Annotated in this window: 25 protein-coding genes; 15 read left to right on the top strand and 10 right to left on the bottom strand. The window is 35.0% G+C overall.

Annotated features, from left to right (window positions below; translation table 11 throughout):
- Nucleotides 1-11 precede the first annotated feature (11 nt).
- The gene (locus FLA105534_RS14450) at nt 12-704 is read right to left on the bottom strand and encodes a hypothetical protein (protein WP_173966829.1); all 693 of its coding nucleotides are present in this window, start codon (nt 702-704) and stop codon (nt 12-14) included.
- Between the two features lie 349 nt (nt 705-1,053).
- Here FLA105534_RS14450 and FLA105534_RS14445 point away from each other — a divergent pair, with 349 nt between their 5' ends.
- The 5 genes from FLA105534_RS14445 (at nt 1,054) to FLA105534_RS14425 (ending at nt 5,163) form a co-directional block, all read left to right on the top strand.
- Nucleotides 1,054-1,443 (top strand): DUF1398 domain-containing protein, encoded by a 390-nt coding sequence (locus tag FLA105534_RS14445; protein WP_173966828.1) that lies wholly within the window; start codon nt 1,054-1,056, stop codon nt 1,441-1,443.
- A gap of 69 nt (nt 1,444-1,512) precedes the next feature.
- Nucleotides 1,513-2,316, top strand: a complete 804-nt coding sequence (locus tag FLA105534_RS14440; RefSeq protein WP_173966827.1) for a hypothetical protein — start codon at nt 1,513-1,515, stop codon at nt 2,314-2,316.
- Between the two features lie 48 nt (nt 2,317-2,364).
- Complete coding sequence (locus tag FLA105534_RS14435) at nt 2,365-3,222, top strand: sulfurtransferase (RefSeq protein ID WP_173966826.1); 858 nt, start codon at nt 2,365-2,367, stop codon at nt 3,220-3,222.
- Nucleotides 3,223-3,298: 76 nt separating this feature from the next.
- Nucleotides 3,299-4,540: an ATP-binding cassette domain-containing protein gene (locus FLA105534_RS14430; RefSeq protein WP_173966825.1), complete on the top strand. Its 1,242-nt coding sequence runs from the start codon at nt 3,299-3,301 to the stop codon at nt 4,538-4,540.
- Nucleotides 4,541-4,548: 8 nt separating this feature from the next.
- Complete coding sequence (locus tag FLA105534_RS14425) at nt 4,549-5,163, top strand: hypothetical protein (RefSeq protein WP_173966824.1); 615 nt, start codon at nt 4,549-4,551, stop codon at nt 5,161-5,163.
- Between the two features lie 68 nt (nt 5,164-5,231).
- On the opposite strand, the gene FLA105534_RS14420 is transcribed toward FLA105534_RS14425, so the two are convergent.
- Together FLA105534_RS14420 and FLA105534_RS14415 are read right to left on the bottom strand one after the other, a co-directional pair.
- A complete protein-coding gene (locus FLA105534_RS14420; RefSeq protein WP_173966823.1) occupies nt 5,232-6,275 on the bottom strand; it encodes an RluA family pseudouridine synthase in 1,044 nt (347 codons plus the stop codon).
- Nucleotides 6,265-6,888, bottom strand: coding sequence for a PASTA domain-containing protein (locus FLA105534_RS14415; protein ID WP_173966822.1), 624 nt, complete (start codon nt 6,886-6,888; stop codon nt 6,265-6,267). The genes FLA105534_RS14420 and FLA105534_RS14415 overlap by 11 nt, the downstream gene beginning before the upstream one ends.
- Before the next feature lie 438 nt (nt 6,889-7,326).
- On the opposite strand from FLA105534_RS14415, the gene FLA105534_RS14410 reads away from it, so the two are divergent.
- The 4 genes from FLA105534_RS14410 to FLA105534_RS14395 all read left to right on the top strand — a co-directional run bounded on the left by FLA105534_RS14410 (nt 7,327) and on the right by FLA105534_RS14395 (nt 10,060).
- Nucleotides 7,327-8,295, top strand: a complete 969-nt coding sequence (locus FLA105534_RS14410; RefSeq protein ID WP_173966821.1) for a D-alanine--D-alanine ligase — start codon at nt 7,327-7,329, stop codon at nt 8,293-8,295.
- A 107-nt stretch (nt 8,296-8,402) separates the two neighbouring features.
- Complete coding sequence (gene coaD, locus FLA105534_RS14405; RefSeq protein WP_173966820.1) at nt 8,403-8,861, top strand: pantetheine-phosphate adenylyltransferase; 459 nt, start codon at nt 8,403-8,405, stop codon at nt 8,859-8,861.
- Nucleotides 8,862-8,874: 13 nt separating this feature from the next.
- On the top strand, nt 8,875-9,381 hold the full coding sequence (locus tag FLA105534_RS14400; protein ID WP_173966819.1) for a hypothetical protein: 507 nt from the start codon (nt 8,875-8,877) through the stop codon (nt 9,379-9,381).
- Nucleotides 9,382-9,481: 100 nt separating this feature from the next.
- Nucleotides 9,482-10,060 (top strand): PhnA domain-containing protein, encoded by a 579-nt coding sequence (locus FLA105534_RS14395; protein ID WP_173966818.1) that lies wholly within the window; start codon nt 9,482-9,484, stop codon nt 10,058-10,060.
- Nucleotides 10,061-10,204: 144 nt separating this feature from the next.
- Here the strand turns inward: FLA105534_RS14395 and FLA105534_RS14390 are convergent, their stop codons facing one another.
- From FLA105534_RS14390 to FLA105534_RS14375, 4 genes are all read right to left on the bottom strand, one after another.
- Nucleotides 10,205-10,651 (bottom strand): hypothetical protein, encoded by a 447-nt coding sequence (locus FLA105534_RS14390; protein WP_173966817.1) that lies wholly within the window; start codon nt 10,649-10,651, stop codon nt 10,205-10,207.
- 343 nt (nt 10,652-10,994) lie between these two features.
- Nucleotides 10,995-12,344 (bottom strand): DEAD/DEAH box helicase, encoded by a 1,350-nt coding sequence (locus tag FLA105534_RS14385; RefSeq protein WP_173966816.1) that lies wholly within the window; start codon nt 12,342-12,344, stop codon nt 10,995-10,997.
- Between the two features lie 219 nt (nt 12,345-12,563).
- The gene (locus FLA105534_RS14380) at nt 12,564-13,448 is read right to left on the bottom strand and encodes a dihydrodipicolinate synthase family protein (RefSeq protein ID WP_173966815.1); all 885 of its coding nucleotides are present in this window, start codon (nt 13,446-13,448) and stop codon (nt 12,564-12,566) included.
- A gap of 16 nt (nt 13,449-13,464) precedes the next feature.
- On the bottom strand, nt 13,465-13,923 hold the full coding sequence (locus FLA105534_RS14375; protein ID WP_246253247.1) for a cupin domain-containing protein: 459 nt from the start codon (nt 13,921-13,923) through the stop codon (nt 13,465-13,467).
- A 99-nt stretch (nt 13,924-14,022) separates the two neighbouring features.
- Here FLA105534_RS14375 and pdxR point away from each other — a divergent pair, with 99 nt between their 5' ends.
- From pdxR to FLA105534_RS14360, 3 genes are all read left to right on the top strand, one after another.
- Nucleotides 14,023-15,435 carry a MocR-like pyridoxine biosynthesis transcription factor PdxR gene (gene pdxR, locus FLA105534_RS14370; RefSeq protein ID WP_173966813.1) on the top strand — a complete coding sequence of 471 codons (1,413 nt, stop codon included), beginning with the start codon at nt 14,023-14,025 and terminating at the stop codon, nt 15,433-15,435.
- A gap of 246 nt (nt 15,436-15,681) precedes the next feature.
- The gene (locus FLA105534_RS14365; RefSeq protein WP_173966812.1) at nt 15,682-17,409 is read left to right on the top strand and encodes a M14 family metallopeptidase; all 1,728 of its coding nucleotides are present in this window, start codon (nt 15,682-15,684) and stop codon (nt 17,407-17,409) included.
- A 70-nt stretch (nt 17,410-17,479) separates the two neighbouring features.
- Entirely contained in the window at nt 17,480-18,679 is a 1,200-nt protein-coding gene (locus FLA105534_RS14360) for a DUF4062 domain-containing protein (RefSeq protein WP_173966811.1), read from the top strand.
- A 235-nt stretch (nt 18,680-18,914) separates the two neighbouring features.
- On the opposite strand, the gene FLA105534_RS14355 is transcribed toward FLA105534_RS14360, so the two are convergent.
- Nucleotides 18,915-19,319 carry a helix-turn-helix domain-containing protein gene (locus FLA105534_RS14355; RefSeq protein ID WP_173966810.1) on the bottom strand — a complete coding sequence of 135 codons (405 nt, stop codon included), beginning with the start codon at nt 19,317-19,319 and terminating at the stop codon, nt 18,915-18,917.
- A gap of 1,414 nt (nt 19,320-20,733) precedes the next feature.
- On the opposite strand from FLA105534_RS14355, the gene FLA105534_RS14350 reads away from it, so the two are divergent.
- A complete protein-coding gene (locus FLA105534_RS14350; protein ID WP_173966809.1) occupies nt 20,734-21,228 on the top strand; it encodes a hypothetical protein in 495 nt (164 codons plus the stop codon).
- Between the two features lie 101 nt (nt 21,229-21,329).
- Here the strand turns inward: FLA105534_RS14350 and FLA105534_RS14345 are convergent, their stop codons facing one another.
- Entirely contained in the window at nt 21,330-21,560 is a 231-nt protein-coding gene (locus FLA105534_RS14345; RefSeq protein ID WP_173966808.1) for a DUF4287 domain-containing protein, read from the bottom strand.
- A gap of 410 nt (nt 21,561-21,970) precedes the next feature.
- The gene (locus FLA105534_RS14340; RefSeq protein WP_173966807.1) at nt 21,971-22,576 is read right to left on the bottom strand and encodes an NUDIX hydrolase; all 606 of its coding nucleotides are present in this window, start codon (nt 22,574-22,576) and stop codon (nt 21,971-21,973) included.
- Between the two features lie 7 nt (nt 22,577-22,583).
- Here FLA105534_RS14340 and pyrE point away from each other — a divergent pair, with 7 nt between their 5' ends.
- Both pyrE and FLA105534_RS14330 read left to right on the top strand, forming a co-directional pair.
- Entirely contained in the window at nt 22,584-23,234 is a 651-nt protein-coding gene (pyrE, locus tag FLA105534_RS14335) for an orotate phosphoribosyltransferase (RefSeq protein ID WP_173966806.1), read from the top strand.
- A gap of 156 nt (nt 23,235-23,390) precedes the next feature.
- Nucleotides 23,391-23,783, top strand: coding sequence for an SRPBCC family protein (locus FLA105534_RS14330; protein ID WP_173966805.1), 393 nt, complete (start codon nt 23,391-23,393; stop codon nt 23,781-23,783).
- Nucleotides 23,784-24,027: the final 244 nt, after the last annotated feature.

The following is a 24,027-nucleotide window of genomic DNA, read 5'->3' as shown; positions in this document are numbered from 1 at the left end:
TCCGAGTTTATTTATTGAAATTTGAGTCCAAAATTTACTTTATCAAAAGTAGTACTACAGGAAATCGCAAAACGTCCCACATTTACAGTTCCGAAAATCCCTTCTTCTCCATGACCGGAATAAAATCCTCCTGCCGAGAAACGAGCATTCTGATACTTTAAGGCAATATCATTAACCCTGCTGTTTAACTGTCCAAAAACAATGAGGTTGGGAATAATCTCATAGCTTCCAAAAATTTTAGGGGCCAGTTTATTATAATAATCAAACCCCTCATCAGTACCATTATTCATACTGGAAGAATGCAAATTTGCCAGGCTTCCTCCAACGAAAGTATTCTCGCTAAAATGCCAGGATACACTAAATCCTGTAAAGGTTCCGTCATATCCGCTTCGGGATTCTACATAACCCGCAGAGATTGTTGCCCGAAACTTATCACACATCTTACCAATATAACCCGTGTAGGTCCGGTCTAAGTCCGTTTTATTAACACCCGCTCCAAAAATAATATCATCTTCACACAGGGTAAGCGCATACTGAAAATAAGCAGAATACTGATCTTTATTGGCTGAAACCACACTTCGCCCCTTGTCCAGATCAATATTTGGTGAGATAACGGTCGAATTTATGACCGCAAAATCAAATGTGTTCATTTCCTGTGCAAATACAGGAGAAGTAATCAGAAACAAAAGTAGTATTCTTTTCATGATGTCAAATTTAGGAGCAACATTCTTTTACTAAATTACTGACAAAATGATACACTAAAAAAGAAATCCTTTAAAGTGATAAAATACTCGTTAAAATACAATATTTCAAAAACATATGAAAATTCTGTCTCCTGTTCTTCTATTATTTATTACATTTTCAATTCAATTTTAAATTCTTAAATTGTATTTTTGAATCAATAACCCAAAATAACCAAACCAGTTGTTAACCACTTTTTTTTATAAGTCTTCAAAAAAGAAAACAAAGATCATTTAGTACACAACTCGGGAAATACCTGAAAATTTATTATAATTATTCTTTTTAATTTAACATCATTTAAAACTAAAATATATGTTTACAATAGAACAAATCAAAGAAGCACACGCCAAAGTACAGAGCGGTGCGGACTTTCCAAATTACATTCAGGATCTAATCATTCTGGGGGTAAAAGGTTACGACACTTTTGTACATGACGGACACGTTGAATACTTTGGTGTAAACAATTACAATGTAACGTCTGATGAAAAATATGACGAAATAAAAGTAGAATCCTTTCCTAACAAAGAACGTTTTATTGAGTTTTTAGTAATGCATCAGGACGGTCAAACCGATTATCTTACTTTTTGCAATCACGCTGCCCAATGTGGGATAGCAAAATGGAGAGTTGATATTATAGAAATGACCTGTACTTATTTTGATAAAGATGATAACGAGATTCTGATCGAAAAAATCCCAGGCTAATTTTTAATCAAACCAATTCATAAGGGTAAATAACAACCGTTTATTTACCCAATTCTAACCTATTTAACTGTGAAAAAAATATTCACTTCATTCATTTTTATCCTTTTATTTGCCTGTAACTCAAAACAGAAACAACAGGATAGTACGATAACCAAAACAAAAGAAGAAATACCAACCGAAAAAATTATAGCTAAAAACAGTAAGCCAAATGCTGTTAATTATCAAATTTCTATCTATGATAATCCTAAAGCTGTAGATCAGATAATGAATCATAAAGAAAGTTTAAAACAACTTTCAGAAAAAAACATTTTTTTAGACATTCATACGAAACTGCTTCAAAAACTACCCGAAGAACAACAGTCTTTTTTTCAGAAAAATCCAGATTACGAATTACTTTCACTGGCAGAAGGAAGTCTGTTTGAGGAAAAAAGCAATGACTTTGCTTTTATCGTTTATGACAAAAAAAAAGTCAAAATATCGATTGTAGTCTATAACGCAACTACTTCTAAATACGCTCTGATATTTCAAGATATAAAAGTTGTAAATGGAATAAAAGACGGAGATTGCAATAGCTCATCTTTTGGAACTTTTGATTATCAGTTTGCCCTTGATTTTTTTATTTACAATCAAGACTATCTTGAAAAAAGTACTGCGTCTTATTTAGAATACCCAAATCTTAAAATTACTGATATATCAAAAGACAAAGATTTTGTATTAAATAAGGGATGTTTTTCAAAAAAAGTTTTAAAAACAAATTTAGCCCATACGCTTTGCATTGCGACAAGTTCTGTTTATAGCAATTGGGATTGCTTACGATATGATAAAACAAACAATACTTTTTTAATTTTTTATACGCAGGCCTTTGCTGACTAAATATCCTGCTTTTGTAATGAGAATTCTAAAAAACAAACTTTTTTTAAGATGACAGCTAAATTTTCCCCGATAATAAACCCTGAAGAGCTATTACAGCTCTCTAATTCGCCTGAGATCATTCTTATTGATGCCAGAGCAGGAATAAATGCAGCAGAAAACTACCGCAACGAACATCTGAAAGGAGCACGGTATATTGATTTGAATAAAGATCTAGCAACAGTCGAAACTGATCCGGCCAATGGCGGAAGACATCCTTTATCATCCTTAGAAAAATTCTCAACAGTACTTTCTAAAACCGGAATTTCTCCTCAAAGCCATATCATAATTTACGATGATAAAAACGGATCAAATGCCGCCGCCCGTTTTTGGTGGATGCTACGTGCAATCGGTCACGAAAAAGTTCAGGTTTTAAACGGAGGTTTGCCCGCAGCTATAGAAAGCGGCTACCCAATAAACTCTGCAACGGAAACCTTTGAAGCCACTGCTAAATATCCTGTTTCTAAGTGGAAACTCCCTACTGCTGATATCGAAGAAGTCGAAAAGGCTCGAAATAACGATAAAAATACGGTAATCGACGTAAGAGATAAAAATCGGTTTGACGGCTTAACAGAACCGCTGGATTTGATTGCAGGACATATTCCGGGCGCCATTAATGTTCCGTTTAGCGAAAACTTAGACACTGACGGTTTTTTTCAATCTCCTCAATTTTTGCAGGAGAAATATTCCCTAATCATTGGAGACAAAAAGCCTGAGAATATAATTGTACATTGTGGCTCAGGAGTCACCGCCTGTCACACTTTATTAGCTATGGATTATGCCGGAATAGCCATTCCTAAACTATATGTCGGTTCTTGGAGCGAATGGTCGCGTAACGATCGTGAAATGGCTACTAAAAAAACAGAATAAGCTTTTCTACCACAGAATTAGAATGATTAATCCTTTGAATCAGCAGTAGAAAAAATCATCACTAAATATATTTAAAATGCAGCATTGGGACATCCTTTTATCAAATCAGGTCAATAAAAAAGCGTTTATAGATACTTTGCTTTTAGGTGAAGCTAAAGGAGAATTAGACATTTTTAACAATCAAAAAGGCATTTTATTCTCAGACATTGCCATTGAAAAATTCATCGAAAAAGAATACCAGTATGATACAGTGGAGGCTGCTCCCGAATCACACAGGCAACTACGAACATTTTCATCCGGCGAGCGCAAAAAAGAATTTCTGAAATACTGCATCAATCAAAATCCTGATTTTATTATTTTCGATAATCCTTTCGATCATTTAGATCACGCTTCACGAGCTGCTTTGGCAAAATCTCTGGAAAAATTAACCGATACTATTGCTATAATTCAATTGGTCAATCGTGTCGTTGATGTTCTTGATTTTGTTCCGAATAAAGCACTAATTAAAGACAACTCGTTTGAATTACACCCGATTTCAAAGAATGAAAACCATTTTAAAACTTTAAATACCGCAGCAATTCCTAAAGCGATTGAGCCCCATTCCTTTCACGAAAGTGTATTAATCAAAATGGATAAGGTCTCGGTAAGTTATGAGGAACGTAAAATTGTTGACAACATCTCATGGACCATCAAACAAGGTGAATTCTGGCAGCTGGTTGGTCCAAATGGTTCAGGAAAAAGTACCCTCCTATCTTTAATCACCGGTGATAATCCAAAAGGCTTTGGTCAGGATTTGTATTTGTTTGGAAGGAAAAAAGGAAGCGGAGAAAGTGTCTGGGATATCAAAAAACAAATCGGAATTTTCACCACCTCTATGACCGACCTGTTTCAAAAAGGACATACTTTAGAAGAAATGATTCTTTCCGGCTTTTTTGATTCTATAGGACTCTATATTGAACCTACGACTTTACAAAAACAAACCGTAACGCAATGGCTTGAAGTAATTGAAATGACTCATTTACGAAAAAAACGTTTTATAGACCTTTCCATTGGTCAGCAAAGAGTTGCGTTAATTGTTCGTGCCGTTTTAAAACATCCGCCAATATTGATTCTGGACGAACCTGTAGAAGGCCTTGACGATGAAAATGTCGATCTGGTCATTCAATTAATCAACACCATCAAACAAGACACAAATGTTAGTATTCTGTACGTATCACATCGTATAGAAAATGGCCTCGCTCCTACCTCCGTATTTGAACTTTTACCAACTCCAACAGGATCTATTGGTAAAATCAAATACCACTCACAGTTAAACTAAAAAATAAAATGAAAATTAAATATATCGCATTTCTGGCATTCTTATTCTTATTAGTTTCCTGCTCGGGTACGCTTTCAACTGTAAAGAGGGAATACCAAATAGCAAAAACAGTCACCCTTAAATCCGAATGGAATTTTAATCCCAACGAATGGAGACTCCAAAACGACACCTTAACCGGAAGCGGAGGGCCAATGCATTGGGGAGTAATCGAGTCAAAAAAGAAGCTTCCGAAAAATTACGAAATCAACTTTAAAGTAAATATCGTCAAAGAATCTTTATTTGAAATAATGCTTCATATTGATCAGGAAAATTACATTCGAACCTACTTGTATACGATAGATCAGAATATCGTGATTGGAAGAGGCGCTTACAGTAAAAACAGTGATGAATATTCTAAACGTGGCGGACCAACCCTATTTAAAAAACCAATGCAATTGGAAAACAACAAATGGTACGCAGTAAAAATCAGAGTTTCAAACAATCAATTATACTTTGCCGTCAACAATCAAACTTTCTTAGAATGTTCCATTGAAAAAAGCAACCTAAGTCAAGAAGGCCAACTCGGCTTCCTAACCAACGGAGGAGCCAAAATAACCGATTTAACGATTAAAACAATTCCATAAAAAAAGCTCCTGATGGAGCTTTTTTTTATATAACAATTATCTAATTTTCAAATTGACACATTATCCAATTAATTTTCTTCTTCCTCTACATTATGCGACTTCACATAATTGCGCCATTTCTCGATACAATCCTGAAAATCCTGAGGCAGTTCTGTATCAAAACGCATCATTTCACCAGTTACAGGATGTACAAAACCAAGTGTTTTTGCATGCAGCGCCTGACGTGGTAATGCTTTGAAACAATTTTCGATAAACTGTTTGTATTTCGTAAACGTGGTTCCTTTTAGAATCAAATGACCTCCGTAACGTTCGTCATTAAACAACGGATGTCCGATGTGTTTCATATGAGCACGAATTTGGTGCGTTCTTCCGGTTTCCAGTTTACAGGAAATTAAAGTCACATAACCAAAACGTTCCAATACTTTATAATGTGTAATGGCCGGTTTACCAATTTCAGGATCTGCAAAGACAGCCATCTGCATACGGTCTTTCAGATGTCTGGCAAGGTTTCCTTCAATCGTTCCCGCTTCTTCGGCAACATTTCCCCAGACAAGAGCTATGTACTCACGTTCTGATGTTTTAGCTTCAAATTGTTTCGCCAAATGCGTCATTGCCGCTTCCGTTTTTGCCACCACTAAAAGTCCGGACGTATCCTTATCAATTCGGTGTACCAAACCTGGTCGTTCACTGCTGTTCATTGGCAAATTATCAAAATGATGTGCCAGTGCATTTACAAGAGTTCCTGTATAATTTCCATGACCCGGATGCACTACCATTCCCGGCTCTTTGTTAATTAACAACAAAGCATCATCTTCATACACGATATTCAACGGAATGTCTTCCGGAAGAATATGGTTTTCAAATGGAGGATGCGATAACATCACCGTCACAACATCAAACGGTTTGACTTTATAATTTGACTTTACCGGAATATCATTTACAAAAATGTTTCCTTCAGTAGCGGCGTTCTGAATTTTATTTCGGGTCGCATTCTGAATCAAATTCATTAAATATTTATCAATACGCAAAAGCGCCTGACCTTTAGGCACATCAAATCTAAAATGCTCGAATAATTCGTCTTCCAGATCTAAATTTTCAATATTATTGTTCATCTTTTGGGGTTTCAGTAGTTGGCGCAGCTACACTGTCTACAGCTTGCCCTTCATCTTCATAAGTTGCTTTTCCGTCTCCTAGAACCAAGTCAATTCTGGAAGCTTTCAACACACGATCTCCTACTTTTAAGTTTCTTCCTTTGTAACGCATCTCCAAAACCATGTCTTTTCCAAGGTTTGGAATATAAGTAATCGTACCTGCTTCAAGTCCTAGAGCTTTTAGGGTAGGAACTGCTTCACGATATGTTTTTTCAATTAAATCAGGAATTCTAACTGACGAAAATCCAGATGAATTAATTTTAATATATATTTTTCTTCCCACTTTTACTTTCGTTCCCGGCAGTGGATCCTGCTCAACAACACTGTATTTTGGGAACTCACTTCGGTAATCAACGCTATCCAAAAGCACATAATCCAGGTCCAGTTCGTCCAGTTTTGACTCTACTTGCTCCTCAGTCAGTTTAGCTAAATTCGGAACAGTAACCTCATTACCATGATCAGTTGTAAAAGTCAACCAATGCATAAACAAATAGCCTAAAACGGCAATTATAGCAGCCGCAATTAATACTTGCACAAAAAATACCCGGCTCGTTAAATACTTACGTAAACTCATAAATTTATTTTTATTAGTCGCAAAGATAAAGCTATTTCGTTTCAAAAAAAATGATAATTTTGTTTTAGACAAGAAAGTCATGCGATTGCTATTCGTATTAAAAACAAAGCTCCTTGGAATTTTAATTTTCAGTAGCCAATTCCTGCTGTCCGCTGTATCTTTTGCGCCCGCTCTCGCGAACACAAAAGGATGCCGCTCCCATCAGGGCTAGGGATTTAGGTTTCATAAAAACCTTTCCGATGTTACTTATCATCTCAAAAAATGAAGGGCATTTGCTACTTGCTTTTCAAACTGAGCGAAGTCGAAGTTCAGTAAAAAGGGCTTCGACTTCGCTCAGTCTAACAAACAAACGAGCAAAGTAATTCGTGAAAATTAGTGCAATTCGTGGCAAAAAAACGATTAAACGATTAAACAAATAAACAGTTAAACATATAAAAAATGAAAAACATAGCCATTATCATGGGCGGATATTCAAGCGAATACAAGATTTCTCTAATTAGCGGAAACGTTGTACATCAATATCTTGACAAAACAAAATACAACGGATTCCGTATCCATATTTTCAAAGAAAAATGGGTTTATGTAGATGAAAATAACGCCGAATTTACCATTGATAAAAACGATTTTTCAGTAACCGTAAACGATCAAAAAATTACGTTTGACTGTGTTTTCAATGCCATTCACGGAACCCCGGGAGAAGACGGCTTAATGCAGGCTTATTTCGAGTTATTAGGCATTCCGCAATCTTCTTGTGATTATTATCAGGCAGCATTAACCTTTAACAAACGCGATTTATTATCGGTTTTAAAACCATACGGAATCAAAACGGCCATTTCATACTATCTTAATAAAGGAGATGTAATCCATACGTCCGAAATCGTTAAAAAAGTAGGCTTACCCTGTTTCGTAAAACCAAACAAAGCCGGTTCAAGCTTCGGAATCTCAAAAGTAAAAACAGAAGCCGAGCTTCCAATTGCAATTGAAGTAGCTTACAAAGAAGACAACGAAATCATCATAGAAAGTTTCCTTGACGGAACCGAAGTTTCTGTTGGAGTAATCAATTACCAAGGAGAAATAAAAGTTTTACCAATCACCGAAATTGTATCTGATAACGATTTCTTTGATTACGAAGCCAAATACGAAGGAAAATCACAGGAAATTACACCTGCGAGAATTTCTGACGAATTAACACAAAAAGTAAGCGAAACAGCAAAACGCGCTTACGAAGTCTTAAAAATGAAAGGTTTCTCCAGAAGCGAATTCATTATCGTAGACAACGAGCCTTATATGTTGGAGATGAACACCATTCCGGGGTTAACCACCGAAAGTCTGATTCCGCAGCAAGCACATGCAGCGGGAATATCTCTTGAAGATTTATTCACCAATGCAATTGAGTTGGCTTTGTAAAAGACGCTAAGATACTGAGGTGCTAAGATTCTAAGATTTTAGCACCTTAATTTTCTCAAAAAAAACTTAGTACCTTAGCGACTCAGAACCTTAGAACCTCAAAAAAAATGCGAAAAGCTATATTCCCCGGATCATTTGATCCCATAACACTTGGACATGAAGACATTATCAAAAGAGGAATTCCTTTATTTGATGAAATTGTAATCGCTATTGGTGTCAATGCCGAAAAAAAGTATATGTTTTCACTCGAAGAAAGAAAACGTTTCATCGAAGAAACCTTCAAAGACGAGCCCAACGTTTCGGTTATTACCTATGAAGGACTAACCATCGATTTGGCAAAAAAACAAAAGGCTAATTTCATCCTAAGAGGCTTACGTAATCCCGCAGATTTTGAATTCGAAAAAGCCATTGCCCACACCAACAGAAAATTATCTAAAATCGAAACCGTTTTTCTATTAACAGCTGCAAGTACTTCATTTATTTCTTCAAGTATTGTTCGTGACGTACTGCGTCATGGTGGAGAATATGAAATGTTGGTTCCGGATGCGGTTAGAGTGAAGAAGTAATATCAAATATTATATGAAATACCAAAAAATAGTAGTCTGTTTATTAATATTCAGTTTATTTAGTTGTGCGACTAAAAGCAATTTTTCAAAAAACAATCTTAATCAGGAATATTTCAAAGGCAAAACAATTGTATTCTCAATTAATGAAAATAGTGTAAAAAGCATTAAAAAATCTGGTCCCAGCATGGGTGTTGAAAGACGACCAAACATAAATGAAACATTCAATGAATCAGTAGCACAATTAGCTCAAGAAACTAAAATCAATTTAAAAGTAAAATATTTTAAAAATCAAACAATCAATGATTCTGAAATTAATGTTGATGCTGAAATAACCGATATTTCATGGATTTTTAATTTGTCATCAGCAACAATGGTGTCTACAATTAATTATAAAATTGGAGACAAAATTTATAAAAAGGTAGGCCTCTATAAGAATATGTCCGGTGGATCTGAGAAAAGAAATTTAATTAGATCTTTAAAAACCGCACATTATTCTCTTTTAGAAGAACTACAAAAATAAAATTATATTCTTTTTTATAAATAGAATAACACCAAACACATAAACTTGTTACTTATCTAAATTATAAGTAATTTCGCATTTTTAAATAAAATACCAAATAATGAGCATCGAAAGAGAATTAAACAAACGCAGCGGATCTAAATGCGAACTTTGTGGAGCGGAGGAAAACCTAAAAGTATATCAAGTATTACCAACTCAAAAAGGTGGTCTTGAAGAAAGTATCATGGCATGCAGTACTTGTATTGACCAAATTGAAAATCCGGATAATGTTGATTTAAACCACTGGAGATGTCTAAATGACAGTATGTGGAATGAAAACGTTGCCGTACAAGTTGTAGCCTGGAGAATGTTAAGCCGTATACGCGCCGCAGGCTGGCCACAAGAATTACTTGATATGATGTATTTGGACGAAGATACACTGGCATGGGCACAAGCAACTGGCGAAGGCGAAGATGACGAAAACAAAATCATTCACCGCGATAGCAATGGTGTTATTTTAGAGCATGGAGATTCTGTCGTTTTAATCAAAGATCTTAAAGTAAAAGGATCAAGCATGGTTGCCAAACAGGGAACTGCCGTACGTAACATCCGCTTAGACCATGAAAATGCCGAATACATTGAAGGAAAAGTTGACGGTCAGCAAATCGTGATTATCACCCAATACGTGAAGAAAATTTAGTCGCAGTTTACAGTCGCAGTATGCAGTTTCAGTTTTAAAATAAAGTAAAGACTGAAAACTGAGACCGAGACTGAAAACTAAAACAATACAAAAAAAGGCTATTCAGAACCCTGAATAGCCTTTTTTAGTGATTTACAATTAAACCTATTTTTGGAATAATTTATTAATCTGATCTTTTACAAATGGTTCAGAAACACTACTTGTTGCAGAAGCAGCTTCTTTTGAAGAAACCATAAACTGAACCGTAGCTTTTTCCGGAACAACACTTCCTGTGTAGTGCAACCAGATATAGTTATTCGGTAATTCTAATTTAATATCATACAAAGGACTTGCTGTAAAACCATTGATGATAATGTTGTAAAGACTTGCGTAGTCGTTATTAACATTCTTGAATGTAAATTTTCTCAAGCTTGACGACTCGTCATCGTTTTGAATACTTGTATAGTATACAGTGTACTCATCTCCAATTTTCTGAATGTAGTTGTTATTTACTTTTCCTAATTTTTCAACCGGTACAGTTTCAATAACTTTAATTTGTGCAAAAGACACAACACTAAACAACAAAATAGCAATCGTAATAATTCTTTTCATAATTAATTTGGGGTTTATTATTTACGGGCACAAGAAACGCAGAAATTATGATAAATTAAAGCCTAAACCTTTAATTTTTTAACAATCATTTTAGCTTCCTGTCCTAACGTAACCAAAGAACAATTAAACCACGAATTAACACATTAACATTCAGTAAATTAAAACAACAAAACATTAAATCAATCGAAAAAAACAGCCGAATTTAAGAATAAAAAAACCTAAAAACAGGCTGTAATACGTGATATTTTACTACAAATAGCGCTTCAAAACTTTGTCAGAATTCATGTCTCTGAAAAAGTTATCTGAGAAAAACATCAAATAGAGAAAACCGAAAACAAAAAGACTACCTCTCCTCCTCTTTCTTCACTACTTTGCGGGCAACTTCGATTTTGAATTTCTTGCCCTTCATCTTTTCGTCTTTAATGTTTTTAAGCAGATCTTTTACCTTGTTGTACTTTACAGCGGCAAACGATATAAAATCCTTTACTTCGATCAAGCCCAAATCTCCTTTTTCAAGTTTTCCTTTTTGAGAAAAGAAACCAACGATATCAATCTTGTTCAGTTTTGTTTTCTTTCCGCCGCTAATATAAATCGTTTGATATTCCGGTGGTTTTGGTAAAGTTGTAGTATTTTCAACCTTTAAAACCTCCATTCCATAATCAATATAGTCCAGTTTTTTTTCACTTTCGTGAACAATAATATACGCTGTTCCCGAAGCCTGCATACGTGCGGTACGACCGTTACGATGCGTAAATTCATCCTCTTTTAAAGGCAAATGATAATGAATTACGTGCTTCATTTCCGGAATATCCAATCCACGGGCAGCCAGATCAGTTGTAATCAGATAACTCATACTACCATTTCTAAACTGAATCAATGCGCGTTCACGCTCTTCCTGATCCATTCCGCCATGATAATAGGTCGCGTAAATTCCTTTTTCGTTTAACGTATCGCTAATACGCTCTGCAGCATCACGATGGTTACAAAAAATAATAGCCGACTGCGATTTCAGCGAACAAATCAAATTGAATAAACTTTCCAATTTATCCTTTGCAGGCGAAACCACCATTTTCATCGAAAGATTCGTTTTTTCTTCCTCTTCCGGAATAAAGTCCAAAACAGTTGGATTCACCACTCTTGTGTATCTCGGAATCTCAATATCAGAAGTCGCTGAAACTAAAACACGTTTGTTCAATTTCGTTAACTTCCCAATGATATAAGACATTTGCTCATGAAAACCCAGTTGCAAGGACTTATCAAATTCGTCCAGAATCAAAGTCTGAATTTTATCTGTGCGAAAAGTATCCCTGTCAATGTGATCGGCAATTCTTCCCGGAGTTCCAATAAGAACTGCTGGCGGGTTGCTTAAATTCTTGATTTCAGTATCAATAGAGTGACCTCCGTAGCAAATATTTACTTTGTATTGGGTTCCCATTTTTTTCCAAACCTGCTCAATCTGCAAACCTAATTCACGCGAAGGCACTAAAATCAAACATTGAACCGAAAGAATTTCAGGCTGTAATAATTCTAAAACCGGCAGTAAAAAGGCCAATGTTTTCCCTGATCCTGTTGGAGAAAGAAGTAAAACATTATTATCGTTCAAAATAGCATCTTGTGCTACCTCTTGCATTTCATTTAGGCTCTCAATTCCTAAATTCAAAAGTATGTTATTGGAATGGTGTTTTTTATTCATTTTGCAAAAGTAATCAAAATAGTTTTTTGTTTCAGGTTTTGTTTGTTTCAGGTTTCAGATCTCAACTATTTGATAATTTAACCGCAAAGTATACTAAGTTTTGTAAAGCATGGTTTTATAAAAGCGCAATGAACGCAAAGCTTTGCGTTCATTGCGCTTGTCAACCCTTTCTAAATTAAAAAAAATCTTAGTGTACTTTGCGGTAAAAACCTCAATACATTACTCTTCTATTTCTTTCAAAATCAATTTAAATTCTTCAATTTCAGTTGCGGTTAATGGTTTTAGCGGGCTTCTTAGAAAACCGCCCTCTATTCCCTGAATTTCCAAACCTGCCTTAATTGCTCGTGGCAAACCTTTATTAACGATAAATTTCAAAAGATTCAATTGTTTGTAAAATACTTTTTGCGCAGCCTCTAAATCATTGTTCTCAATCGCATGATACAAATCCAGATTCAAGTTCGGAATTAAATTGGGCGCGGCCGTACACCAGCCAGTAGCTCCTGCAGAAAATGCAGCCAGTGCCAGAGGATTTGAACCATTAAAGAATGCTACATCATCGCCTAATTCCCGCTTTAAGTAATGCATTCTCTGAACATCTCCGGTACTTTCTTTAATCATCGTGACATTGGCAATCTCAAGAAGTCTTTTTAGCAAAGCAGGTGACATATCTACTCCTCCGGTTGCAGGATTATTGTAAGCCATTATCGGAATTGAAATTTGCTTGGCAACAACATCAAAATGCTGTACAATTTCATCATCTGTAAGTTTCCAATAACTCATCGGGATGATCATTACCGCAGCTGCCCCCGCTTTCTCAGCAAATTTAGCATGATAAATAGTTTTCTCTGTTGTTAGGTTGGATACACCGACCAAAACTGGAACTCTGCCGTTAACCTGCTCGATTGTTGCGACAGTAATTGCTTCTTTCTCTTCGTCCGACAAATAAGGCATTACTCCAGTACTTCCCAGTGGAGCAACCGCATGACAACCGGAAACAATTAAACGTTCCAGTAATTTTTTATACAAGCTGATGTCTACTTTTTCGTTTTTATCGAATGGTGTTATCGGATAAGCAATAATACCTTTAAATAGGTCGTTTTTCATTTTGTTTCTGTTTTAATTAAAGATCTCTTCCTTCTTCTTCTCTTAATGCAACACCCAAATTTTGAAGCTGAGGTGCATTCTCACAAGCGATGTACTTCGCAGCTGCTTCACTGCTTAAATTCTGATGTCTGTGCCAAGCCCAACTCGGAATATAGACAGCATCACCTGCCTTCCATTCTACTTTTGTATCTTCAATTTCAGTATATCCATGCCCTTCAATTACATAAATAACCGTTTCATAAGTATGACGGTGTCTGTTTGTCAATTGGTCCGGCAATAAACCTCCAATCGTCATACTTACATTTTTACTGGGAAGATCCACAAAGAAAACCGGGTGTTTTCGCTCCGTAGAAAATTGATCGTGAACTCCGGCCTGTTCTACATTTTTGTGGATTAATTTTTCAGGCATCACAAAAGTGGGTCTGGCAAAGGTTTGGTGAAAGTCTTTTGATGAAAATTGCTTTTTAGTTTCCATAAGTCTAATAATTATTATTTTTTGCATTATTGCTCCACAAAATTATTCTAACTTTGGACTACTCAACTGATACAGTTTTATCATAAATAAATAGTCCAGATGTTAAGACCTTGGCAATTAGAAATTCAACTAAACACAAATGCAGCAAAAGCAATTTATCTTCAAATCGCCGATGCTATAATTGAAGCAATCAAAACCGGAATGCTCAATAGCGGAAATGCACTGCCCGGAAGCCGTCAGCTCGCGGGATTACTAAAAGTCAACCGAAACACTGTAATTGAAGCTTTAGATGTTTTAATTGCCGAAGGCTGGCTGATTACATTAGAAAGAAAAGGAACTTTTGTAGCTGATATTCTGCCAATAGCTCCTGAAAGCACCAATCAGAACCAAAAACCAAGTTATACGCAAGAAGAAACACTGCCAGTCATAATTTTTGATGATGGAATCCCCGACAGCCGAATTGCTCCAATGAATGAACTCGCCAGAGCCTACCGACAGATTTTTAACCGAAAATCGCGTTGGCAGATCATGGGATACAGTACCGAGTACGGAAATCTGGAATTTCGAAAAGCAATCGTACAGATGCTCAATTTTAAAAGAGGAATGAATGTCACTCCGGATCAAATTTGCATCACACGTGGAAGTCAGATGGCAATGTACCTAACCTCCAACTGTTTATTATCAAAAGACGATTACGTAATGGTCGAAAACCCGGGGTATCAGGCCGCCTGGGAAACATTTCAAAGCAGTGGAGCTAAATTACTACCAATAAATGTCGACAAAGACGGCTTGCTGATTGATGAGGTCGAAGCTTATCTAAAAAAAATCAACAACATAAAAGCAATATACGTAACACCACATCATCAATTTCCAACTACAGTTACCTTGAGTCTCAAACGAAGATTAAAACTCATCGAATTGTCCAATCAATACGGTTTTACGATTATCGAAGACGATTACGATCATGAATTTCATTTCGGACAAAGACCTATTCTTCCCATTTCAAGTTACAGCAATGCCAAAAACACAGTTTATATTGGAACACTGAGCAAAATTGTTGCACCAGCCTTACGAATCGGATATCTGGTAAGTGATCGTGAAACCATCTTAAAAGTGGGTAAACACCGAAAAATAATTGACGTACAAGGGGATAACATTATGGAAGAAGCCGTTTTACAGCTCATAAACGAAGGCGAGATTAAAAGACACCTTAAACGAACAACCCTTATTTACAAAGCAAAACGCGACTATTTTGAAACAATCTGTAACAAATACCTCAAAGACAAAACCACTTTCACCAAACCCGATGGAGGCCTGGCATTTTGGATAATTCCTAACTCGCCAGTTAATATTTCTCAAATTGCGGACAAGCTACTGTCAAAAGGAATAAAGATAATGACTCCCGAAAAATATAGTTTTGACCAACCCATATCCGGATTCAGACTTGGCTATGCCTCTTTAACCGAAAAACAAATCGAAGACGGCATAATCGAACTTGCGAAATATTTGTAATTATTAAATTTAACCGCAAAGTGCGCAAAGATTTACGCAAAGTGCGCAAAGTTATATACACAAAGCTTTGCGAACTTTGCGTTTATCAACACAATCCGATACAAAAAACTTTGCGCACTTTGCGGTAAAAATCAACGCAAAGCACAATCACACATCAAACCTGAAACTTGAAACTTGAAACTTGAAACAAACAAAACTTGAAACTAAATTTAATTATATTTGATTCTTGCTATAAAAAACCAAACCATGAAACTTTTTACCCTTATCCTTTCACTTTTCTCCTTAACCCTTTTCGCTCAAAACAATAAAAAATACGACACCTACTTTGAAAAAGGAAACGGAAATCAGTCCGCTTCGTATCAGGAAACCATTGCTTATTATAAAATGCTGGCACAAGATTTCCCGACCATTCAGGTGAAAGAAATGGGATTGACAGATTCGGGTGAACCCTTACACATGATCACTTACAATCCCGAAAAGGAATTTAATTTTGAGAAAATTCAAAAGAACAAAGCGGTACTTTTTATCAATAACGGAATACACGCCGGAGAACCTGACGGAATCGATGCCACCATGCAATTCTACAGAGATCTGGCAACAGGAAAGATAAAAGTCCCGAAAAATACCGTCTTGGTTACCATTCCAGTTTACAATATCGGAGGTGCATTGAATCGGAATTCAACCACAAGAGCCAATCAGGATGGACCGGAAATTTATGGCTTTAGAGGTAACGCCCGCAACTACGACCTGAATCGGGACTTAATGAAATCAGATACCCGAAACACAAAGAGCTTTGTTGAAATTTTTCAGAAAATAAATCCAGACGTTTTTATTGACAATCACGTGAGTAACGGTTCTGATTATCAATACAAACTAACCTATATCATGACACAGCACAACAAATTAGGAACGATTCTGGGTGACTTTATGAATACCGAAATGATGCCGGCGCTAGTCAAAGACCTACAGCAAAAGAAAATCGAAACAACCCCTTACGTAGATTCATTTAAAGACACTCCCGACAAAGGTTTTGGGCAGTTTGTTGACAGTCCGAGATATACTACGGGTTATACTTCGTTGTTCAACACCATCGGATTTGTAGTCGAAACACACATGCTGAAAAAATATGCCGAACGTGTAAAAATGACTTACGAATACACCAAATCAACTTTAGATTATACCGACGCCAATTACCAAAAAATCAAGGAACTCCGAGTAAAAAATCTGGAACAATATCAAGCTAAGAAAAACTACACTCTAAAATGGGAACTGGACAGCACAAAAGCTACCACCTTTTCGTTCTTGGGTTATGAAGCAGCTTACAAAAAAAGCGAGGCTACAACCGGAAACCGCTTGTACTATGATCGAAGCAAACCGTATAAAAAAGACGTTCCTTATATCAAAGAATTCAAATCAGTAAAAGAAGTTGTTATACCTTCTGCTTATATCATTCCACGTGGTTACTGGAACATTATTGACCTTTTGAAAAACAATAACATTTCGTTTACCCAACTTAAAAACGATACCATTATTGAAGTAGAAAGCTATAAAATTGCCGATTTTAAAACCGTTCCGTCTGCCTACGAAGGACATTATTTACACCGAAATACAACGGTAACTTCTAAAATCGTTAAAATGGCTTTCGCTAAAGGAGATTACATCGTGCCAACTAACCAAAAAGGTGTAAAATACATCCTTGAAGCTTTTGAACCTGAAGGCATTGATTCTTTTTTTAACTGGAACTTCTTCGACACCATTTTACAGCAAAAAGAACATTATTCCGGATATATTTTTGAAGATACTGCCGCTAAACTCCTAAAAGGAAACACAACTTTAAAAGCCGAACTGGAAAATAAAAAACAAACTGATCCGGAATTTGCTAAAAATCCGGAAGCGCAATTAGACTGGATTTATAAACATTCAGCTTATTATGAAAAGGCACATTTACAGTATCCTGTTTATCGGGTTTTATAGTTGTATTAACCTCAAATTATCTAAAAAAGATTAAATCATTTTTTCTACTAACTATTAAACTAAAATATTCATGGAATCATCAAGTGAGTACTTATTTCCAATTTTCATCAGTTCAACTGATTATAATCTAAAAGATTTAAGAGCAGAACTTGCTCGATATCTATCTGAACTTGGTTATAGACCGATTTTAAGTTCTTCAGAAGGTTTTCCAGATAATTCTCCAAACTTGGAACCTTGGGAATCATGTATACCAGTCCTAGACAAATCCTTTGTTATGATTTTAGTTATTGATGGAAAATATGGTTCACCTCTTCCTTGGCCAAATAGCGGAAAATTATTTAAAGATAAAAAGATATCTCCTACACATGGAGAATATCATTACGCTCATAAAAACTTTAAAAGAATGCTTGTTTTTATAAGAAGTGAAGTAATGACATATTACCAATCTTATAGACAAATTTTGAAATCTATGAAAGGGAAAAATATAGATGAAATTGAACAAACCTTAAAAAAAGTTCTCCCTGAATATATTGACTTCAAAACCTTACAATTTGTACATGAAGTAAAAACTACAAAACCAATTCCATGGATTAAAGAATTTGACGATATCACATCTATAAAAAAGGAAGTTCAAAAAAAGATGTTAAATGAACTAGCGGAAATATTTTTAGTGAAAAATATGCACTTAGAAACAGTTGTACAATCTTTTAATAAAGTTCTACAGTCCTTATCTTCTGAAGAACAGACAAAAGCTCTAGAAAAAATTGACATAGCGAAAGGATTGTCCGAAAAGGTTTTACAAATTGAAGAATATCAAAAAGAGCTTGACAAAACAAAACAATTATTACATGATAATCAACAATTATCTAAAACCGAAAAAACTACTTACAGTAACGAAATTAAAAAGCTTCAAGCTAAAATTTTGAAACTTGAAGAAACTAGTCGTGTTTCACCGTTAAATCAATTTTATATAGAGAACGGTAAAATACAATTAAATGATTTAAGCTCAATTAATTCCCAATCATTAGTTAATCCAGCATTTTCTTATTCGCAATCCTATTATACTAAAGACGGTCATTTTATCTTAGAAAACAAAAAACAATGTGACGGTTGCGGTAAACAAAATAATTATCCTTTGCATTTGGCCTTGATAACGGGTGAATTACATAAATGTAATAATTGTGCACGCAATCTATGTACTGAATGCTTTCCTCTTTCAAAAATCATCATTAATAGCAATTGTACTGAATGTGATGCAAAAAAAAATTAAACCGATAACGTAGATTTGCAATCTATCATAGCAATGTAAGTAACTTTGAGAAATAAAATTCCGCTATCACAAGCGTCCCGCTGATGAACATAATTCAAAACAAGTTCAATAACAACTGATCAAAAAAATAGTAACGAACAGGGCGCACGCGCTAACAAAAACATAAAACCAAAAGCACTAAAAAAAGCCTAATAAACATAAATTTATTAGGCTTTTAAATTATGAAAAGATAAAACTATTTATCCTTCAATATCTTTTCTAAAAACTCAACTTTTTCTTTTTCAGCCTGAACCAAACGTTCATATAGTTTTTTATTCTCTTCTATAGATTCCATTAATTTATCCAATGGATTGAAAGTACAATGATTATTAAAAGTCCCTGCACTATTATCTGTAAAACTATTAAAATAATTGATCGCAGCTTCTTCTGAAAAATTCTTAATGGCTTCAACGGTAACTCCTAAAGCTTTTGCTACCTGGCTCAGTCTTTCATCATCAATTTCTTCACTATTTTCTAAAGTTGACACCGTTTGCTGACTAGTCCCCAAGGCTTGCGCCAGAGCTTCCTGCTTCATGTCTCTCAGTTCACGGATTCGGCTAATTTTTCGTCCTATGTGGTTTGGTTTTGATAATGTGCTCATAATTCAAAGATAATATTAACGATCATTACAATCAATAATGTAAAAAACATATTTTGCTATGTATGATACAGTTTAGATGATTTTTGTTATTGATTTGGATATCAAACAAAAGTACGATTTTTGAGACATGAAATAGTTAAAAATGAAAAATTATATAGATTCTAAAAAAGCAGACTTTCTTAGTAAAAAAGCTATAACATGTTATAAATTTTTCCTTTGCACGTAGTCTATCGCCCTTTCAGGGCTTAACTAAAAAAATCATTATTCACTCTTAGTACTTCGCACTAAGCTATTGCTAAAGCTCTTTCAGAGCAAAAAAATCAAAAATAACCTGAAAACTTAAAATCATACGCTTCACACCAAAACCGTTACATAGAGTTCTTCTAGATCAAAGATTATCAATAACGGGCTGAAAGCCCAGAAAGTAGCAGCTTAATTCCAGAAACAAAAAAATGGAACTTTCTCAAAATACTTATATTTCGCTCCACTGGAGCTTTTGATACCTGGAAACCACATTAGCTAGAAACATTTTGCTCCCCTGAAGCAGTTCCTCAAAAAAAACGGGCTGAAAGCCCAAAAAGCAGCAGCTGAATTCCAGAAACAAAAAAAATGGAACTTTCTCAAAATACTTATATTTCGCTCCGCTGGAGCTTTTGATACCTGGAAACTACATTAGCTAGAAACATTTTGCTCCCCTAGAGCAGTTCCTCAAAAAAAACGGGCTGAAAGCCCAAAAAGCAACAGCTGAATTCCAGAAACTAAAAAATGGAACTTTCTCAAAATACTTATATTTCGCTCCACTGGAGCTTTTGATACCTGGAAACCACATTAGCTAGAAACATTTTGCTCCCCTGGAGCAATTCCTCAAAAAAAACGGGCTGAAAGCCCAGAAAGTAGCAACTGAATTCCAGAAACAAAAAAATGGAACTTTCTCAAAATACTTATATTTCGCTCCGCTGGAGCTTTTGATACTTGGAAACTACATTAGCTAGAAACATTTTGCTCCCCTGGAGCAATTCCTCAAAAAAAACGGGCTGAAAGCCCAAAAGCAACAGCGCAGTGCAACGCACTGCAAACGGAATAAAAAATAGATTCCGCCCTGAAAGGGCAAAAGCAAACAAACACAAAATATTTTCTTAAAGAGAACAACTCACCTTTTACGAAAACACCACACAAAAATTCGAAAATATTTTCTCGTTGAGACGCGACTTTCCCTCCTATAGAACTTAATACTATTTACAATTCATTTATCCCCTTTTACCCTACATTATTGCTAAGATTCTCCTAAAACAAGAGGTTTAAAACATTAATGGTTGGTCCTGATTAATCAAAAAACATTCAGATTATCAAACAGTTCATTTATATTTGTTAAAGCTATAACCAAACCATTAAACCAATTTAAACCAAAACCATAATGAATACCACTTTTTATCTTGAAAAGTTTCAAGAAGCAGCGGATCGACTCGATCAAAAAATTCTAAGCGAAAAATCAATTGAAGTTGCTGTTGGAATCTACTTAGATTCCGTTTTTATAAAACTGTATAAAAAATCCTGGTCCACTAATCCTGACGAAGCCTTAACTTCCGAATCAAGAATTTTCTTTTCCGTTTGGATTAGTGATTCAGATATTGAAAAACAAAGATTGATGTACAACATCCATGCTTTAAAACTCAGAAAATTCAAAGTTTACACTATAGAGAGCCGAAAATTTGCCGAAGTGTTTAGAAAATCTTTTAAAACGTATGAAAACGGATGGCCCAATGTCACCACAAATCATGGTCCCTTAACCCTAATGGAAGGCTGGTTAAAACTTGATTTAGAAAATATTCAGGAAGAGATCGTGCAACTATCAAATAACTTCTTAGAAATTGAACACTTGATTGATGCTGCTTTTGATCAGTTTAAGTAAAAAAACTTAAAGTGCTGCTCGTGAATAAGTTTAGAATCCTTACAATTCAAACATTTTCACGAGCAAAACTTTCTTATTTTGACTAAAATATAAAACCCTTTTTACTGGCTATTCTCGTCTTTTATTCCTTTTAGCAATGCATAAATAGCCATTGCATGTCCCTGTCCTAATTCATAATCTGCCTTAAGCCAGTTTACAATGTCTCCGGCTTTTACTTCAGGTTTGAGTTTTCCTTCCTGTGTAAATGCCTTTTCTTCTGCTAAAGCTCTAAATTCGGTCGGACCATTACCAGTCTTTTCTTTAATTGTTTTTAAGTACGCTTGAAATGACATAAAACATATAGTTAGTTGATTAATCTTACAATAAACGAAAATACAAATTAAATTCTAATTTCATGTAAAGATTTTTCATGGGCCACTTCTTACGATTCTAAAACATTTTAACTTAGCTAAACATCAATAAATCTGCTCTTTAAACAAATCACAGAGCTAAAAAAAAAGCCAGTGAACATAGTGCCACTAGCTTTTTTGGAATATAAAAAAAATTAGATTTTTTGACCGTTGGTTTAATTCATTTTAACACATAGTTACATAGGTTCTGCATCTACAAAAAAGGCGTTTCACTTCATTTAAATACACCCATTTTTCTATGCGAAAGAAATATATTTCTTTTTTCATTTCCTATTTTGCTACTAAAATCTATGTTTCTACGTGTTAATACCCAATCGGTTAGATTTTTAATCTTATTGTTTCAATTGATTCTCTTCTTCAAATAACAATTTGATATTTTCATAAGAGTTTTTCAAGGCTTCTTTAATCTGTTCCGGATTTAACCAGGCCACTTTTTCAATTCCCTCCTCCAACTGACCTTGCGGAGTGCCTTCAAAATCTGTATGCATTTCAAACCAATGTGTGATTTTGAGTTTGTATTTCCCGTTACGCTTGAAAACGTGATACGTTTTTTGAAGCTTGTTTGTAATACGAAGTTGGTTCACGCCGGTTTCTTCTTCAACCTCACGGATCGCTGTAGCCTCAATTTCCTCACCTTTCTCAATTCCTCCTTTTGGCAAATCCCATTTTCCATTTCTGAAAATGAATAAAACTTCGCCTTTTTTATTGTACACTAGACCTCCCCCTGCCTTGTTTACAGGAATTTTAGCCTTTAAAGTCTTCATAATCTCCTTTTCATCAGGATGATATAAATAGGCCTTTTGAATTTTATTTTGAAAGATTTTCACTATAAGCTGTTCGATATCAATGCTCTCTAACAAGAATAATTGAAAATTAGTCTCTCTTGAGATTTCATTTGTCAAAAAAAGTGGTTTGTCGTTCACAAAAACTTTATACATTTGTACTATGATTTTTAATAAAGATACTGCCGAAAAAACAGCCGAATTGCTTTTGCAAATAAATGCAATTAAATTGAATCCCGAAAATCCTTTTACATGGGCTTCAGGTTGGAAATCGCCTATTTATTGTGATAATAGGTTAATTCTTTCATTTCCAAGCATCCGAAATTACGTTCGTGATGAATTTGCGAAAAATATAGAAAAACAATTTGGGAAACCAGATGTCATTGCCGGTGTTGCCACAGGTGCCATTGGTGTTGGAATTCTTGTTGCCGAAAGCCTAGGACTTCCATTCGTATATGTGCGTCCTGAAGCTAAAAAACACGGAAGACAAAATCAGGTAGAAGGTTTTTTACAAAAAGGTCAAAATGTTGTAGTTGTTGAAGATTTAATCAGCACCGGAAACAGCAGTTTGATGGCAGTAGAAGCTTTACGTAACGAAGGAGCGAATATTAAAGGAATGGCTGCCATTTTTACTTATGGTTTTAATGTTGCCGAAGAAAACTTTAAAAACGCCAATATCGATTTGTATACCTTAAGCAATTACGAAAACCTATTGGATTTAGCAGTTCAAAAACAATACATTAGCGAAGAACAACAGTCTACTTTACAAGAATGGAACGTGAGTCCATCAACCTGGGGACAGGAAGAGGAGTAATTTTAGATTGCAGATTTTAAATTTTCTAAAAATAGCTTTGCTCTTTTTTGAATTAAATTTTAAATCCAGCTTTGCGAACTTTGCGTTTATAAAGAAAAAGAAATACAAAAAAACTTGCGCCCTTTGCGGTTAAAATAAAAAACAAAAAAATAATATATGAACTTAGAAAGTCCAAAAGTTACAGTTCAGAAATCAGCTCAGGATTTATTTGATTTATTGACTGATGTAAAGAATTTTGAAAAATTAATGCCCGATAATATCGCTAAGTTCGAAGTAATCGGTGAAGATGCTTTTATTTTTGGATTAAAAGGTATGCCGGAAATAAAACTTAAAATGAAAGAAAAAACAGCACCAAGCAAAATTGTTTTGGGAGCTGCTAGTGACAAACTTCCGTTTACCCTAACTTCAAATATTGACAGCGTTTCTGACTCAGAAAGTGCAGTTCAATTATTCTTTGAAGGCGAATTTAATGCAATGATGGCCATGATGATCAAAGGACCAATCAGTAAATTCATCGAAACACTGGCAAATAATATGACCAAACTTTAATAATTGTGAATTATTAATTATTAATTATTAATTGTGAATTATAAACAGAAGTCCGATTTAACGATCGGGCTTTTTTTGATCTGCCACAAAGGCGATAAGGCGCCAAGTTTTGTTAAGGCAATGCAAACTTAATATTTGTCATCCTTGTAAAGGTTAGATATTTCGGTAACAAAATTTAACTTTAATAAATTTTGTTGCGATGAGAAATAATAGTCAAGATTCCACTTTAGAACGAAACTATTTA

Source organism: Flavobacterium collinsii (genome assembly GCF_902804485.1).
GTDB lineage: Bacteria > Bacteroidota > Bacteroidia > Flavobacteriales > Flavobacteriaceae > Flavobacterium > Flavobacterium collinsii.
Note: the sequence above shows the minus strand (reverse complement) of the source record. Positions and strands in the feature narration are given on the sequence as shown.

Coding starts and splice junctions, on each gene's coding strand:
- FLA105534_RS14350 (WP_173966809.1), top strand. CDS start 20,734: ATGAATACCACTTTTTATCTTGAAAAGTTTCAAGAAGCAGCGGATCGA.
- FLA105534_RS14390 (WP_173966817.1), bottom strand. CDS start 10,651: ATGAAAAGAATTATTACGATTGCTATTTTGTTGTTTAGTGTTGTGTCT.
- FLA105534_RS14435 (WP_173966826.1), top strand. CDS start 2,365: ATGACAGCTAAATTTTCCCCGATAATAAACCCTGAAGAGCTATTACAG.
- coaD (WP_173966820.1), top strand. CDS start 8,403: ATGCGAAAAGCTATATTCCCCGGATCATTTGATCCCATAACACTTGGA.
- pdxR (WP_173966813.1), top strand. CDS start 14,023: ATGTTAAGACCTTGGCAATTAGAAATTCAACTAAACACAAATGCAGCA.
- FLA105534_RS14345 (WP_173966808.1), bottom strand. CDS start 21,560: ATGTCATTTCAAGCGTACTTAAAAACAATTAAAGAAAAGACTGGTAAT.
- FLA105534_RS14375 (WP_246253247.1), bottom strand. CDS start 13,923: ATGGAAACTAAAAAGCAATTTTCATCAAAAGACTTTCACCAAACCTTT.
- FLA105534_RS14395 (WP_173966818.1), top strand. CDS start 9,482: ATGAGCATCGAAAGAGAATTAAACAAACGCAGCGGATCTAAATGCGAA.
- FLA105534_RS14445 (WP_173966828.1), top strand. CDS start 1,054: ATGTTTACAATAGAACAAATCAAAGAAGCACACGCCAAAGTACAGAGC.
- FLA105534_RS14330 (WP_173966805.1), top strand. CDS start 23,391: ATGAACTTAGAAAGTCCAAAAGTTACAGTTCAGAAATCAGCTCAGGAT.
- FLA105534_RS14365 (WP_173966812.1), top strand. CDS start 15,682: ATGAAACTTTTTACCCTTATCCTTTCACTTTTCTCCTTAACCCTTTTC.
- FLA105534_RS14430 (WP_173966825.1), top strand. CDS start 3,299: ATGCAGCATTGGGACATCCTTTTATCAAATCAGGTCAATAAAAAAGCG.
- FLA105534_RS14340 (WP_173966807.1), bottom strand. CDS start 22,576: ATGTATAAAGTTTTTGTGAACGACAAACCACTTTTTTTGACAAATGAA.
- FLA105534_RS14380 (WP_173966815.1), bottom strand. CDS start 13,448: ATGAAAAACGACCTATTTAAAGGTATTATTGCTTATCCGATAACACCA.
- FLA105534_RS14360 (WP_173966811.1), top strand. CDS start 17,480: ATGGAATCATCAAGTGAGTACTTATTTCCAATTTTCATCAGTTCAACT.
- FLA105534_RS14420 (WP_173966823.1), bottom strand. CDS start 6,275: ATGAACAATAATATTGAAAATTTAGATCTGGAAGACGAATTATTCGAG.
- FLA105534_RS14355 (WP_173966810.1), bottom strand. CDS start 19,319: ATGAGCACATTATCAAAACCAAACCACATAGGACGAAAAATTAGCCGA.
- FLA105534_RS14425 (WP_173966824.1), top strand. CDS start 4,549: ATGAAAATTAAATATATCGCATTTCTGGCATTCTTATTCTTATTAGTT.
- FLA105534_RS14450 (WP_173966829.1), bottom strand. CDS start 704: ATGAAAAGAATACTACTTTTGTTTCTGATTACTTCTCCTGTATTTGCA.
- FLA105534_RS14410 (WP_173966821.1), top strand. CDS start 7,327: ATGAAAAACATAGCCATTATCATGGGCGGATATTCAAGCGAATACAAG.
- FLA105534_RS14415 (WP_173966822.1), bottom strand. CDS start 6,888: ATGAGTTTACGTAAGTATTTAACGAGCCGGGTATTTTTTGTGCAAGTA.
- FLA105534_RS14400 (WP_173966819.1), top strand. CDS start 8,875: ATGAAATACCAAAAAATAGTAGTCTGTTTATTAATATTCAGTTTATTT.
- FLA105534_RS14385 (WP_173966816.1), bottom strand. CDS start 12,344: ATGAATAAAAAACACCATTCCAATAACATACTTTTGAATTTAGGAATT.
- pyrE (WP_173966806.1), top strand. CDS start 22,584: ATGATTTTTAATAAAGATACTGCCGAAAAAACAGCCGAATTGCTTTTG.